This window comes from Saccharopolyspora elongata, assembly GCF_004348985.1.
GTDB lineage: Bacteria > Actinomycetota > Actinomycetes > Mycobacteriales > Pseudonocardiaceae > Saccharopolyspora > Saccharopolyspora elongata.
Genome location: NZ_SMKW01000010.1, coordinates 112,336 through 126,308, shown reverse-complemented (window position 1 = coordinate 126,308; position 13,973 = coordinate 112,336). Strand labels below are relative to the sequence as shown.

Sequence of the window (13,973 nt, the reverse complement as noted above, 5' to 3'; positions counted from 1 at the left end):
AACGGCTCGAACCTGGAGCAGCACATGAGCAACGAAGACGCCCGCACCGTCCGCGCCCCGCGCGGCACCGACCTGAACTGCCGCGGCTGGCAGCAGGAAGGCGCCCTGCGGATGCTGATGAACAACCTCGACCCCGAGGTCGCCGAACGCCCCGACGACCTGGTCGTCTACGGCGGCACCGGCAAGGCGGCGCGGAGCTGGGCGGCCTTCGACGCGATCACCGAGACCCTCAAGACCCTCGAGAAGGACGAGACGCTGCTGGTGCAGTCCGGCAAGCCGGTCGGCGTGCTGCGCACCCACGAGTGGGCACCCAGGGTGCTGATCGCCAACTCCAACCTGGTGGGCGACTGGGCGAACTGGGAGGAGTTCCGCCGCCTCGACTCGCTGGGCCTGACGATGTACGGCCAGATGACCGCCGGGTCGTGGATCTACATCGGCAGCCAGGGCATCCTGCAGGGCACCTACGAGACCTTCGGCGCGGTCGCCCGCAAGCGCTTCGGCGGCACCCTCGCCGGCACCATCACGCTGACCGCCGGGCTCGGCGGCATGGGCGGCGCGCAGCCGCTGGCGGTGACCATGAACGAGGGCGTGGCGATCTGCGTGGAGTGCGACCCCGCGCGCATCGAGCGCCGCATCGCCCACCGCTACCTCGACGTCCGCGCCGCCGACGTCGACGACGCGCTGCGGCTCGCGGTGGAGGCCCGGGACCAGCGCAAGCCGCTGTCGATCGGGCTGGTGGGCAACGCCGCCGAGGTGTTCCCGAAGCTGCTGGAGATGGACGCGCCGATCGACATCGTCACCGACCAGACCTCCGCGCACGACCCGCTTTCCTACCTGCCCGCGGGCGTCGAGCTCGACGAGTGGGCCGCGCTGGCGGAGCAGGACCCGGCGGCCTTCACCGAGCGGTCCCGCAAGTCGATGGCCGCCCAGGTCGAGGCGATGGTGGGCTTCCTGGACAAGGGCATCGAGGTCTTCGACTACGGCAACTCCATCCGGGACGAGGCCCGCAAGGCCGGCTACGACCGGGCCTTCGCGTTCCCGGGGTTCGTGCCCGCGCACATCCGGCCGCTGTTCGAGGAGGGCCTCGGCCCGTTCCGGTGGGCGGCGCTGTCCGGTGACCCCGCGGACATCGCGGCCACCGACAAGGCGATCATGGAGCTGTTCCCGGAGAACGAGCACCTGCACCGGTGGCTGACGATGGCCGGCGAGCGGGTCGCCTTCGAGGGCCTGCCCGCCCGGATCTGCTGGCTGGGCTACGGCGAACGGCACCGTGCGGGCCTGAAGTTCAACGAGATGGTCGCCTCCGGCGAGCTGTCCGCCCCGGTCGCCATCGGCCGCGACCACCTCGACTCCGGTTCGGTCGCCTCGCCCTACCGGGAGACCGAGTCGATGCTGGACGGCTCCGACGCGATCGCCGACTGGCCGCTGCTGAACGCACTGGTCAACACCTCCTCGGGCGCGTCGTGGGTGTCGATCCACCACGGCGGTGGGGTCGGCATGGGGCGCTCGATCCACGCCGGGCAGGTCTGCATCGCCGATGGCACCGAGCTGGCCGCCGAGAAGCTGGCCCGGGTGCTCACCAACGACCCGGGCATGGGCGTGCTGCGCCACGTCGACGCCGGCTACCAGCACGCGACCGACGTCGCCAAGGAGCGCGGCGTGCGGATCCCGATGCTCTAAGAGGGTCTCCGGGCTCGTTTTGCGTGGCGGTGCGGGTAGCGGCCCCCTGCGGGAGTTGCTGCGGCCGCCTCGGCTGTGGGATCCCCGACTTGTGTATGTCCAATACGCGGCGTCGGGGCTGTCCTCGCTGGGAGAACCCCGACAGGGGTGGGCACCGTGAACCCGCGGCGGTGCCGGTTGCGTGCGTGGGCTAAGCGGCTACGCCGCATGCGACGGCTTTCGAAGTGCTGCCTTGTGCCTCGCGGTGGCGGACTGCCACCGGAAGCGGTTGCGCCGCTTGCCCGACGCCAGCCTGCGGCTTCGCTGAGTGCGACCCCTGGTACACATTGGACTTACAGGAGTGGGAAAGTGATTGTTGAGGCGGTGAACCGCGCGCCGCAGCGCTGGAGCGGCCGCGACGACGGACCGGGGCCCGAACACCTCAGGTGGCACCACGTCGTCGGCGCCGGGGGAGCGGCTGACGTCGCGTTCCTCGGGTTCCGCAGCGATGAAGGCGTCCGCCGCAACAAGGGCCGCCAGGGGGCGGCGGACGGCCCGCGCGCCATCCGCGAGGCGCTGGCCTCGATGGCGCTGGCCGCGCCGGTGGCAGCCGCGGACGCGGGCGACGTCGAGGTCACCGACGGTGCAATGGAAGCAGGGCAGGAACGTCTCGGCCGGGCCGTGACGGACCTGCTCGACGACGGCCGGTTCGTCGTCGTCTTCGGCGGCGGCCACGAGATCGCCTACGGCAGCTACCTCGGCATCGCGGAATCGGCGCGGGTGCGCTCCGGCGCGAAGCTCGGCGTGCTCAACCTCGACGCGCACTTTGACCTCCGCGCCGACGAAACACCGAGCTCCGGCACGCCGTTCCGGCAGATGGCCGACCGGGAGCGGCAGCGCGGCGAGCACCTGCACTACGCGGTGCTGGGCATCAGCCAGCCGAGCAACACCAAAGCCCTGTTCGACACCGCCGACGAGCTGGGCGTGGACTACCTGCTCGACGACCACTGCGGCCCGGCGAACCTGGCCGCGGTGGACGAGTTCGTGGACCGGTTCCTGACCGGCTGCGACGTGGTCTACCTGACGATCGACCTCGACGTGCTGCCCGCGGCGGTGGCGCCCGGCGTGAGCGCCCCGGCGGCCTACGGCGTCCCGCTGGAGACGATCCAGTACGTGTGCGAGCGGGTGGCGGCCAGCGGCAAGCTGGCGCTCTGCGACGTCGCGGAGCTCAATCCCGGGCTCGACATCGACAACCGCACCGCCCGGACCGCGGCCCGCCTGGTCCACCGGATCGTCACCGCGCAACGCACTCACCAGTAGGGGGAGGAATGCCCGAGCACGAAGCCGCGGATCCCCGCGAACTCTCCGACGAGGCGTTCGCGACCATGCTCGAAGAGGAGCAGGACACCGTCCAACGTGGACTGGAATAGCGGCCGGGGCTTGGCCCGGAGCACCGGGGCGGTGTCTCGGTAGGGTGGTGGGAGTTCCCCGGATGACAAGGAATTCCCATGACAACGAGGATTGTGCTCGACTGCGACACCGGCTCCGACGACGCCGTCGCGATCATGGCCGCGGCGCTCCACCCGGAGCTGGAGCTGATCGCGGTCTCGACCGTCAACGGCAACGTCGCACTGCCGAACACCACCGAGAACACCCTCCGGGTGCTCGACCACATAGGGGTCAAGGTGCCCGTGCACGCCGGCGCCGCGCGTCCGCTCGTGCGCCCGGATTTCCCGGTTCCGCGGCACATCTTGAACGCCGACAACCCGGACTTCCAGATCGACTACCTGGACCTCGAGCCCTCGACGACGGAGGTCCGGCCCGGATCGGCGGTCCAGCTGCTGATCGACACGTTCCTCGTGCCGGAGAACGACGACGTCGTCCTCGTCGCGCTCGGGCCGCTGACCAACGTCGCGCTCGCGCTGATCGCCGAACCGCGGCTGGCGGCGAAGATCCGCAAGCTGGTGATCATGGGCGGGGCCCACGTCGGCGGCAACGTGACTCCCACGGCGGAGTTCAACTTCTGGGTCGACCCGGAGGCGGCGCGCGCGGTCTTCTCCGCCGGGATCCGCGACATCGTGGTGGTCCCGCTGGACGCGACGCACAGCGCGCCGCTGACCGCGACCGACTGCGAGGAGTTCCACGCGCTCGGCACCCCGGCGGGAACGGCGGCGAGCGCGCTGATCCGGCACCGCATCGAGGAGCAGCTCGAACCGGAGACGGCCGCCGTGCCCGTGCACGATGCGCTCTGCATCGCCTACCTGGTGCGGCCGGACGTCATCACCGCCTCGGGCTCGTACCACGTGGACGTGGAGACCAGCGGCGACCGGACGCTCGGCCAGATGATCGTCGACACCCGCCCCTGGTCGACCGCGCCGGTCACCGCCACGGTCGCCACGGCCGCGTCGGCCGAGGTCTTCCGCGAGGTGCTGCGCGACGCGTTCGGCAACGGTGCGTGACCTGCGAGGTTCGACTAGCTAGACGCCGGGCGGCGGAGGACTATTTCCGGTATCCGCGTTCACGAAATTGGTCCTGGTGCCCGACTGGTTCGTGAGCGAACGGGACCGGTTCGCGGGGCGTCGCCCGGCGTTCGGCTACCCGTTCGAGCGCGAGCGTGAACCCACGGCCGACCCGGTCCGAATCCGACCGAGGGGGCCGCGATGTCCACTTCGGACAGCAAAGCCGGCAGCGACGACGCGCGGCTGAGCGAGCTCGGTTACACCACGGAATTCCGCCGGGACATGAGCCTGTGGGCGAACTTCGCCCTCGGGTTCACCTACCTGTCGCCGGTGGTGAGCACCTACACGCTGTTCGGGGTCGCGCTGGCCGCCGGCGGGCCGCCGATGATCTGGAGCTTCCTGCTCGCCGGCGCCGGGCAGTTCCTGGTCGCCCTGGTGTTCGGGGAGGTCGTCGCGCAGTACCCGCTGGCGGGCGGGATCTACCCCTGGGCCCGGCGGCTGTGGGGAAAGCGCTGGGCGTGGATGTCCGGCTGGGTCTACCTGATGGCACTGCTGGTGACGATCACGAGCGTCGCCTACGGCGCCGGGCCCTACATCGCCCTGCTGTTCGGCTTCCACCCGACGGTCATCAACAATGTGCTGTGCACGGTCGCGCTGATCGTGGTGGCCACCCTGATCAACTACGGCGGCACGAAGGTGCTGTCGATGGCCGCGATCATCGGGTTCACCGCCGAACTGCTGGGCGCGCTGTTCGTGGGCATCTGGCTGCTGACGACCCACCGCTTCCACGGCCTGGGGGTGCTGTTCGACAACTTCGGCGCCGGCGGTTCCGGCTCCTACCTGCCGGTGTTCCTCGCGGCCGCGATCATCGGCTTTTACCAGTACTACGGCTTCGAGGCGTGCGGCGACACCGCCGAAGAAGTCCCGGACCCGGGCCGCAACGTGCCGAAGGCGATGCGGCGCACCATCTACATCGGTGGTGCTGCCGCGACGTTCGCCTGCCTGACCCTGCTGCTGGCGGTGCCCGACTTCGGCAAGGTCATCTCCGGCGAAGATCCCGATCCGCTGATCAACGTGCTCAACAGCGCCTTCGGCGAGACGGGCGCGCGGGCCGTAATGGGCGTGGTGCTGATCTCGTTCCTGTCCTGCACGATCAGCCTGCAGGCGGCGGCCGGGCGGCTGACCTACTCCTACGCCCGCGACGAGATGATCATCGGCTACAAGGTGCTGCGCCGCTTCTCCCACGCCCGCCACGTGCCGCCGTACGCGCTCCTGCTGGCCGGCGTGGTCCCGGCGCTCATCGCGGTGGGGTCGCTGATCTCCACCGACGCGCTCACCAAGATCGTCTCGTTCGCGATCCTGGGGATCTACCTGGCGTTCCAGATGGTCGTGCTCGCCTCCCTGCGCGCGCGGCTGAAGGGCTGGCGGCCGACGGGCAAGTTCACCCTCGGCCGGTGGGGGATCCTGGTCAACGTCGTGGCGCTGGCCTACGGCATCGGCGCGATGGTGAACATCTCGTGGCCGCGAACGCCGCAGGCCGCCTGGTACGACAACTACATCGTGCTGCTCTCCGGTGGAATCGTCGTCGCCATCGGCGTGATCTACATGTTCACCACGCACCACTACGGCCGCAGCAACGCCCCGGCCGGGGACGCCGTGCCGGCGGACAAGCGGTGAGGCGCGGCTCCACCCCGGTGCGGGGTGGAGCCACGCGAGGCGGTCAGAGCGGCAGCCGCGGCCAGTTCGCGGTGTCGCGCAGCAGCTGCCTGTCGTGGGTGGCGACCACGATCGCCGCTGTGGTCGTGGTCAGCGCATCCGTGAGCTCTTCGACCAGCGTCATCGACAGGTGGTTCGTCGGCTCGTCGAGCAGCAGCACGTGCGGCCGCGCGGCCAGCGCGATCGCGAGCTGCAGCCGGCGCTGCTGGCCGATCGACAACTCGGCGACCGGTCGTCCGGCGGCCGCATCGGGCAGCAGCCCGAGCTCCGGCAACGGGATCGCGTCGTCGTCGATCAGCCCGGACACGGCGAGTTCGTCGACGGCCCGCTGGTACGCCTCGCCGGCGGTGGTCAGCCGTGCCGCAGCCGGCGATTCCTGCGCGAGCCACGAGACCCGCGCCGCGGCGTTGCGCACCACGGCACCCGACGTCGGCTGGAGCTCACCCGCCAGCACCGAAAGCAAGCTCGACTTCCCGGCGCCGTTGCGGCCGGTGACGACGAGGCGATCGCCGGATCGCAGCAGCAGCGACCGGGGTTGCTCCAACCGCCCACGCAGGGTGACCTCCTCGGCGTGCAGGAGCGGAACCCCTGGCATGTCCCCGAGTTCCGGTGCCTGGAAGCGCAGCGGCGGCGCGGGCACGTCCACGCGGTGGGCGTCGAGGTCTTCCTGCCGCCGGTGGACCGCCCGCACGAGCGCGGGTGCCCGCGTGGCGCGGGTGTGCTTGCCGGTGCCCTTCTCCGGCCGCCACCCGGTGGACAGGCGGTCCTGCGCCGCCGAGAGGTCGTCGGCGAGCCGCTGGTGTTCGCGTTGCTGCGCGCGGTATTCGTTCTCCCAGCGCTCGCGTTCGGCCCGCTTCCCCTGCTGGTAGCCGGCATACCCGCCGCCGTAGGTCCGCGGGCACCCGTCCCTGGTCGGGTCGAGGTCGAGCACCGAGGTGACGACGTCGGCGAGCAGCGCGCGGTCGTGGCTGACGAGCACGACGCCGCCCGGGTGTTCCCGCAGCCGCGTCGTCAGGTGTTCGAGGCCGGCCGCGTCGAGATGGTTCGTCGGCTCGTCGAGCAGCAGCAGGTCGTGCTCGGCACCGAGTAGGCAGGCCAACCGCACTCGGTAGCGCTGGCCGACCGACAGCGCGGCCAGCGGCCGGGCGCGGTCGGCGACGGCGCCGAGTGCGGCCAGCGAGATGTCGACCCGGCGGTCGGCGTCCCAGGCGTTCAGGGACTCCGCGGCGGCCAGCGCTTCGGCGTACTGCTCGTCGGCGCCGGGGCGCTCCTCGACCAGCGCTGCGGTCGCCGCTTCGAACTCCTGCAGGGCTCGCCGCGCGTCGGCGAGCTCGATGTCGATGAGGTCGCCGACGGTGCGCCCGTCGTCGACCGGGATCTCCTGGTCCGCGACGCCGAAGGTGCCGACCCGGTGCACGGTGCCGCTGTCGGGAACGAGGTTCCCCGCGAGCACCTGCAGCAAGGTGGTCTTGCCTGCGCCGTTGCCGCCCACCACGCCGAGCCGGTCACCTGGGGAAACCGCCAGGTCGACGCCGGTGAGCACGGCGCGACCGCCGCGGGCGAGGTGGATTTCGGCTGCGCTGAGGTGGGTTCGGGCGCGGGCCGGTAGGACGATGCGAGTGGACACGATTCCTCCGAGACGGATCCCGCGCGCACCGGGCACGGTCCAGCGCCGGGCGATGGGGGATCCGGAAATGAAGTGCGTTCAACGACCGATGCGCTCAGCGCGGACCGGCCGAAGGCCGTCCGCCGCCGAGGTCGGCGCTCTCAGAGGAAGTAGTGGAATCGCACGAGTCGACTCTAGCAGGACCACGTCGCGGTTCGCCCGTGATTTCCGACTCGCGGGTCATGTCGAAGGACCGGCGGCCGTCCTGCGCGCACGTGCCAGAACAGTCCACAAGAGACGAAATGCTGCCGGAATGCCGTGGCGGGCCGGGGAATCGACCACGGCCCGCCACGATGCACGCGGTAGGACTAGACGACCAGCCCCGAACGGACGACGTTCACCGGCGACATCAGGACGGACAGGTCGCGCTGCGGGTCGCCCGAGACGACGATCGCGTTGCCCTGGAAGCCTGCGGTGAGCCGCCCCGCTTCGCGCTCCACGCCGAGGAGCCTGGCGGCGGAGGTCGTCGCGGTGCGGATGGCGTCGAGCGCCGGCAGGCCGGCCTCGTGCATCAGCTGCACCTCGCGGCCGATCGGGTCCACGGTGCCGCCGGAGGAGTCGGTGCCGGCGGCGAGCGGCACGCCCATCTCGTGGGCGGCGCGGACGGCGTCCTTGAGGATGGGCAGGTAGGTGCGTCCGCGTTCGGCCAGGACCGGATTGGCGGACTCGGCGAGGCCGGCCATCGCGGTGAGCGTCGGGGTGAAGTAGGTGTCCCGGCGGCGCATTTCGTGCAGGGTCCGCTCGCCGACGAAGACGCCGTGCTCCAGCGAGCGGATGCCCGCGGTCACCGCGTCGTGGCAGCCCTTCTCGCTGTAGCTGTGGCACAGGACGCCCTTGCCGCGCTTCCGGGCCGCGGCCACCACCTCGGCGAGCTGCTCGTAGGAGTAGACCTGGGTCTGCGGATCCTGCTCGGGCAGCCCCGCCCGCTCGTTGACCCGCGTCTTGATCACGTCGGCGCCCCGGGCGAGGTTCACCTCGACGACGCGGCGCAGCGCCTCCGGCGAGCGGACGCCCTCCTTGAGCCGTGCCAGCGGCGTGAGGTCGGGGTCGGCGAGGACGGTGTCGCCGAGATCCGGGGTGACGAAGACGCCCGCGGCCTTCAGGTGCGGCGCCTGCTGCGGCGCCTGCCACGCCAGCTCGCGCACGGCGATGTCCTGGTAGAAGTTCGTGGAACCGCTGCGCGCGCTGGTCGCGCCCTTGCGGACCGCGTCGGCGGCCTCGGCCGCGGTGTTGAGGTGGATGTGCGCGTCGACGAGGCCGGGCAGGACCCACTTGCCGCGCGCGTCCAGGCGAGGGGCGCCGGCGGGTGCCTGGACGCGGTCGCGGGAACCGGCCGCGCGGACGATGCCGTCGCGGATCACGACGACGCTGTCCTCGATGACCTCACCGGTCGCCGGATCGAGCAGCCTGCCGCCCTCGATGACCAGGTCGCCGCCGTTCGAGCCGGGTCGCGGAGCGGCCTCGGCCGAGCGGGGAGAGGTGGTCAGGGCGGCGGTTCCGGCCAGCACGGCGGCTGCGGCGAGCACCCCGCGACGGGTGACGCTGCTGGGCGGCGGCGGGGTTGGGTCGAGGCACATCACGAGCTCCTAGAAGTCCAAGCTTGGGGTGTTCTGTATACCAAACCATCCCGCAGGTTCGGAACATCCAAGAAAGGAGTCGCGTGTACTTGATCGGATTAGCATTTGGTATACCCGTAGCTACCGGGGTGCGTTCTCGGGCAGCCGCGTCGCGAGGACTTCGCGCGCGAGCGCCAGGAGGGCAGGGATGGCCGGGTGCCCCAGGCGCCGCAGTGGCCGGGGTGGCCGCTCTGGCCGCACAATGCGGTGACGTCGGCGAGGGGGTGACGACGTGCACCTGGATCCCGAGCTCGCGGCAGCCCTGCCCGCGCTGCCCGACCTGCACATCCAAGACCTCGCCGGGGCTCGCGCACGGATGCGGCAGCTGGCCGCGGGCGCGGCGCCCGGGGAGGTCGTCATGACCGACCACGCAGTGCCCGGTCCCGACGGCTCCGTGCGGGTCGGGGTCTGCCGGCCGCCCGATGTCGCCGGCCCGCTTCCCGCCTTGTTGTTGTTGCACGGCGGGGGATTCGTGATGGGCGGCCTGGAGACGGTCGCCGCGCAAGCCTCGGACCTGTGCGCTCAAGTGCCCGCGGTCGTCGTGGCCGTCGACTACCGGCTGGCTCCGGAGCATCCGTACCCCGCCGCCCTGCGGGACTGCGAGGCCGTGCTGCGCTGGATCGCATCCGAAAGCGTGGCGCTGGGCGTCGATGCGGGGCGGATCGGGGTGTACGGGATGAGCGCCGGTGGCGGTCTCGCCGCCGCGCTCACGCTGCGCGTCCGCGACCGCGGCGGGCCGCCGCTGTGCTTCCAGTTGCTCGACGCGCCCGAGGTCGACGACCGGCTGGACACCGCCTCGATGCGGGCGTTCGACGACACTCCACTGTGGAACCGGTCCGACGCGGTGCTGAGTTGGCGGTACTACCTGGCGGACTGCGGCGGGGTCGTCCCGCCGTACGCCGCACCGGCTCGCGCCGATGATCTCTCCGGTCTCCCGCCGGCGTACGTGTCGGTCTACGAGAACGACCCGCTGCGCGATGAGGGCTTGTCCTATGCGTCCGGCCTGTTGCGCGGCGGCTCATCGGTCGAGCTGCACCTGTTCCCCGGCACGTTCCACCGGTCGGCCGTCGTCGCGAGCGCGGCCGTATCCCAGCGTCAGATCGCCGAAACCCTCGATGCGCTCCGCCGTGGTTTGAGCCGGTGCGAATAGAACTGTAACGAGACAGATGGCGCCGTCATTGGCGCTTTTCTCTGCTTTGTGGGATCAGGAGGCGGCATCGCCGTCGGCGCCGGTCCGCAGCTCTCGCGCCAGGCTCGGTGGTGGTCACTGCTTCGCGGGTTCGCGGACCTCGGCGAGGGTGTGCACCAGGCGTGGCAGGGTGAGCATGATGTAGTCGCGGACCGTTCGCACCGGGTCGTCGTCGCCGGAGAGGATCGCGTCCTGCATCGCCGACTCGAACTGGGCGAGCAGGAGCCGCGTCAGGTGCATCGAGTCGATCGCGAAGCGCAGTCCGACCGATTCCAGCGCGGCGTCGATCATGTCGGACAGCTGCTGCTGGAAGGCGCGCGTGGACTCCAGGAAGCGCGGCGCGATCTGCGGTTCGCGCATCGCGAGCAGCCGGAACTCGCTGTTGAGCAGGCACCACTGCCGCTCTTCCGGCAGGAACGCCAGCAGGTCCGCGAGTGCCTCCTCGATCAGCTCCGGGCCGGGCTTGCCCTCGGTTCGGCCGAGCGGGGCGACCGCGTCGTCGAACCTCTCCCGCAACACCTCCAGCCGCAGGCGGTTCTCCCGCTCGGCCAGCGCCACGAACAGCTCTTCCTTGCTGTCGAAGTTGGAGTGGAAGGCGCCGCGCGTGAACCCGGCCGCGTCCGCGATGGCCTCGATGGAGATGCCGTTGATCCCGTGCTCGCAGAACTGTTCGTACGCGGCGTCCATCAGCCGTTCGCGGGTCTTGGCCCGCCGGGCCGTCTCCCGATTGCCGGGCCCGGTTGCGCCGCCCGCCGTCGCGGCCGACCTGGTCTTGCTCACGCGAACTTTCCCTCCCCGCAAATGGTTCCGTGATCTTTCGCACGCGCCCGGAACCTACCCCATCGTAGTCGATACGGTCCGGTATCGGATACCGTGACGTATCCGATACGGCGCGGTATCGGTTCTCGTCCGGTGACATCGACATCGTCCGGCCACCCCGGCGACAGGAGTCTGCGTGTCCTCCTTCCTCTACTCCGTCGGCCGCAGAGCGTTCGCGGCCCGCAAGGCAGTGCTGGCGCTGTGGCTGCTGGTCCTAGCCGTCGCAGGTGGTGCGGCGGGCCTGTTGAACAAGGGCCTGGACAACTCCATCAGCATTCCCGGCACCGAGTCGCAGGAGGCGCTCGACCGGCTGTCGGTGACGTTCCCGCAGACCAGCGGCGCCTCCGCGCAGATCGTGGTGGTGGCACCGGGCGGCATGCGGGATCCGGTCGTGCAGCGCGAGGTGGAGCGGGCGGTCGACGAGCTGAACGACGTGCCGCAGCGGTCCCAGGTCGTCTCGCCCTACCAGACGGATTTCGGCGGGGCGATCAGCGAGAGCGGCCAGGCCGGGCTGATCATGGTCCAGCTCGACGGCGAGATCTTCGCGATCGGCGAGCCCGCCAAGGACCGCATCGTCCAGATCACCCACGAGCTGCAGGAGCGCCTGCCGGCGGGATCGCAGGCCTCCTACGGCGGCCAGCTGTTCTCGCAGAAGCTCCCCGGCGTGACCGTCACCGAGGCGCTCGGCCTGGTGATCGCGATCGTGGTCCTGATGATCACCCTGGGTTCGTTCCTCGCCGCCGGGATGCCGCTGATCAACGCGCTGGTGGGCGTCGGCATCTCCATGACGCTGATCTTCATCGCGACGGCGTTCGGGCCGATCACGGCGACCACGCCGCTGCTCTCGCTGATGCTGGGCCTCGCGGTCGGCATCGACTACGCCTTGTTCATCGTGTCGCGCCACCAGCAGGAACTCGCCGGGGGAGCGTCGGCGCAGGAGGCCGCCGCGCGCGCCAACGCGACCGCGGGCTCGGCGGTGATCTTCGCCGGGCTGACGGTGATGATCGCGCTGGTCGGGCTCGGCGTCGCGGGCATCCCGTTCCTGACCACGATGGGCGTCGCGGCGGCCGTCGGCGTCGGCGTAGCGGTGCTCGTCTCGGTCACCCTGATGCCCGCGCTGCTGGGCTTCGCCGGCGACCGGATGCGCCCGCGCCCGCGCAAGCGCCGCACCAAGCCCGCCTTCGGGGAGCGGTTCTTCGGCGGCTGGGTGCGCGCGGTGACCCGCTTCCCGATCGTCACCGTGCTCGCCGTGATCGCGGTGCTCGGCCTCGCCACGGTGCCCGCCGCCGGGCTGCGGCTCGCGCTGCCCGACGCCGGCGCGCTGCCGAAGGACGAGCCCGCCCGCGTGACCTACGACCTGATCGACGAGCACTTCCCGAAGGGCTTCAACGGCCCGCTGATCGTGACCGCCAACATCGTCACCAGCACCGACCCGCTCGGGCTGATGGCGGATCTCAAGGCGGAGATCGAGCGGCTGCCCGGCGTGGCCGACGTGCCGCTGGCCACCCCGAACCCCACCGCCGACACCGGGATCGTGCAGGTCGTCCCGGAAGGCGAGCCGGACTCGGCGGAGACCAAGCAGCTGGTGGACGACATCCGGTCGCTGCGCGGGCACTTCAAGGACACCTACGGCATCGATATCGCCGTCACCGGCTTCACCGCGGTGGGCATCGACGTGTCGGCCAAGCTGGGCTCGGCGCTGCTGCCGTTCGGCGTGGTCGTCGTCGGGCTCTCGCTGGTGCTGCTGACGATGGTGTTCCGGTCCATCGCGGTGCCGATCAAGGCGACGCTGGGCTACCTGCTGAGCATCGGCGCCTCCCTGGGCGTGGTGAAGCTGGTGTTCCAGGACGGCTGGCTGGCCGGCGCGTTCAACGTCGAGAACACCGGGCCGGTCATCAGCTTCATGCCGATCGTGCTGATGGGTGTCCTTTTCGGACTGGCCATGGACTACGAGGTGTTCCTGGTCGCCCGCATGCGCGAGGAGTTCGTGCACACCGGTGACGCGCGCGGCTCGATCAACTCCGGGTTCGTCTCCTCGGCGCGGGTCGTGACGGCCGCGGCCGTGATCATGTTCGCGGTGTTCATCGCGTTCGTCCCGGAGGGCGACGCGAACATCAAGCCCATCGCGCTCGGGCTCGCGGTCGGCGTGTTCGTCGACGCCTTCATCGTGCGCATGACGCTGGTTCCCGCCGTGCTCGCGCTGATGGGCGACAAGGCGTGGTGGATGCCGCGGCGGCTGAACCGGGTGCTGCCGTCCTTCGACGTGGAAGGCGAGAACCTCCGCGAGGAGCTGGCGCTGGCGGACTGGCCGCGGCCCGGCGCGGACGACGCGATCGCCTGCGACGGCCTGCGGCTGGCCGACCCGTCCTCGGGTCGCTCGATCTACGCGGGCGTCGGTTTCTTCCTGCCGCGTCGAGGAGTGCACGTCGTCCGCGGCGGTGCGGAGCCGGCGGTGACGGCGTTGCTGCTGACCCTGTCCGGACGGCTGAAGCCGGACGCGGGCAAGTTGAAGGTGCTCGGCCACGTCCTGCCCGCGCGGGCCGCGACGGTGCGCTCGCAGGTCGCCTACGTCGACGCCGGCGAAGGCGGCGCAGAGGCGGTTCGGCTGGCGCTCCGCGAAGAACCCGCCGTGCTCGTCCTGGACCGCACCGACCGGGTTTCCGACCCCGGCGAGCGGCGAGCGATCCGGGGCCTGCTCGCTGGAACCGGCATCACGGTGGTCGCGGGCACCACCGGACTGGCCGAGGTGGGCGACGTCCTGCCGGAGTCGCCGTGGGCCACCGCCTCCGACCTCCGCCCGGCCGGGCAACCCCGCACCCTCTCCGGCGCGATCCGCTAGAAAGCAGAGG

The 13,973-nt window shown here is 71.1% G+C and carries 9 protein-coding genes; 6 read left to right on the top strand and 3 right to left on the bottom strand.

What is annotated here, in order from left to right; all coding sequences use genetic code 11:
- Positions 1-24: 24 nt before the first annotated feature.
- The 4 genes from hutU to E1288_RS10635 all read left to right on the top strand — a co-directional run bounded on the left by hutU (position 25) and on the right by E1288_RS10635 (position 5,795).
- Positions 25-1,680: a urocanate hydratase gene (hutU, locus tag E1288_RS10650; protein WP_132483801.1), complete on the top strand. Its 1,656-nt coding sequence runs from the start codon at positions 25-27 to the stop codon at positions 1,678-1,680.
- A gap of 348 nt (positions 1,681-2,028) precedes the next feature.
- Positions 2,029-2,979 (top strand): formimidoylglutamase, encoded by a 951-nt coding sequence (gene hutG, locus E1288_RS10645; RefSeq protein WP_235883471.1) that lies wholly within the window; start codon positions 2,029-2,031, stop codon positions 2,977-2,979.
- A 188-nt stretch (positions 2,980-3,167) separates the two neighbouring features.
- Complete coding sequence (locus tag E1288_RS10640; protein ID WP_132483797.1) at positions 3,168-4,118, top strand: nucleoside hydrolase; 951 nt, start codon at positions 3,168-3,170, stop codon at positions 4,116-4,118.
- 201 nt (positions 4,119-4,319) lie between these two features.
- The gene (locus tag E1288_RS10635) at positions 4,320-5,795 is read left to right on the top strand and encodes an APC family permease (protein WP_132483795.1); all 1,476 of its coding nucleotides are present in this window, start codon (positions 4,320-4,322) and stop codon (positions 5,793-5,795) included.
- Between the two features lie 43 nt (positions 5,796-5,838).
- On the opposite strand, the gene E1288_RS10630 is transcribed toward E1288_RS10635, so the two are convergent.
- Positions 5,839-7,461 carry an ATP-binding cassette domain-containing protein gene (locus tag E1288_RS10630; RefSeq protein WP_132483793.1) on the bottom strand — a complete coding sequence of 541 codons (1,623 nt, stop codon included), beginning with the start codon at positions 7,459-7,461 and terminating at the stop codon, positions 5,839-5,841.
- Between the two features lie 347 nt (positions 7,462-7,808).
- Complete coding sequence (locus E1288_RS10625) at positions 7,809-9,077, bottom strand: amidohydrolase family protein (RefSeq protein ID WP_132483791.1); 1,269 nt, start codon at positions 9,075-9,077, stop codon at positions 7,809-7,811.
- Between the two features lie 271 nt (positions 9,078-9,348).
- Here E1288_RS10625 and E1288_RS10620 point away from each other — a divergent pair, with 271 nt between their 5' ends.
- Positions 9,349-10,266 (top strand): alpha/beta hydrolase, encoded by a 918-nt coding sequence (locus tag E1288_RS10620; protein WP_132483789.1) that lies wholly within the window; start codon positions 9,349-9,351, stop codon positions 10,264-10,266.
- 114 nt (positions 10,267-10,380) lie between these two features.
- Here the strand turns inward: E1288_RS10620 and E1288_RS10615 are convergent, their stop codons facing one another.
- Positions 10,381-11,085, bottom strand: a complete 705-nt coding sequence (locus E1288_RS10615; RefSeq protein ID WP_235883470.1) for a TetR/AcrR family transcriptional regulator — start codon at positions 11,083-11,085, stop codon at positions 10,381-10,383.
- Positions 11,086-11,260: 175 nt separating this feature from the next.
- On the opposite strand from E1288_RS10615, the gene E1288_RS10610 reads away from it, so the two are divergent.
- Entirely contained in the window at positions 11,261-13,963 is a 2,703-nt protein-coding gene (locus tag E1288_RS10610) for an MMPL family transporter (protein ID WP_132483787.1), read from the top strand.
- Positions 13,964-13,973 lie beyond the last annotated feature (10 nt).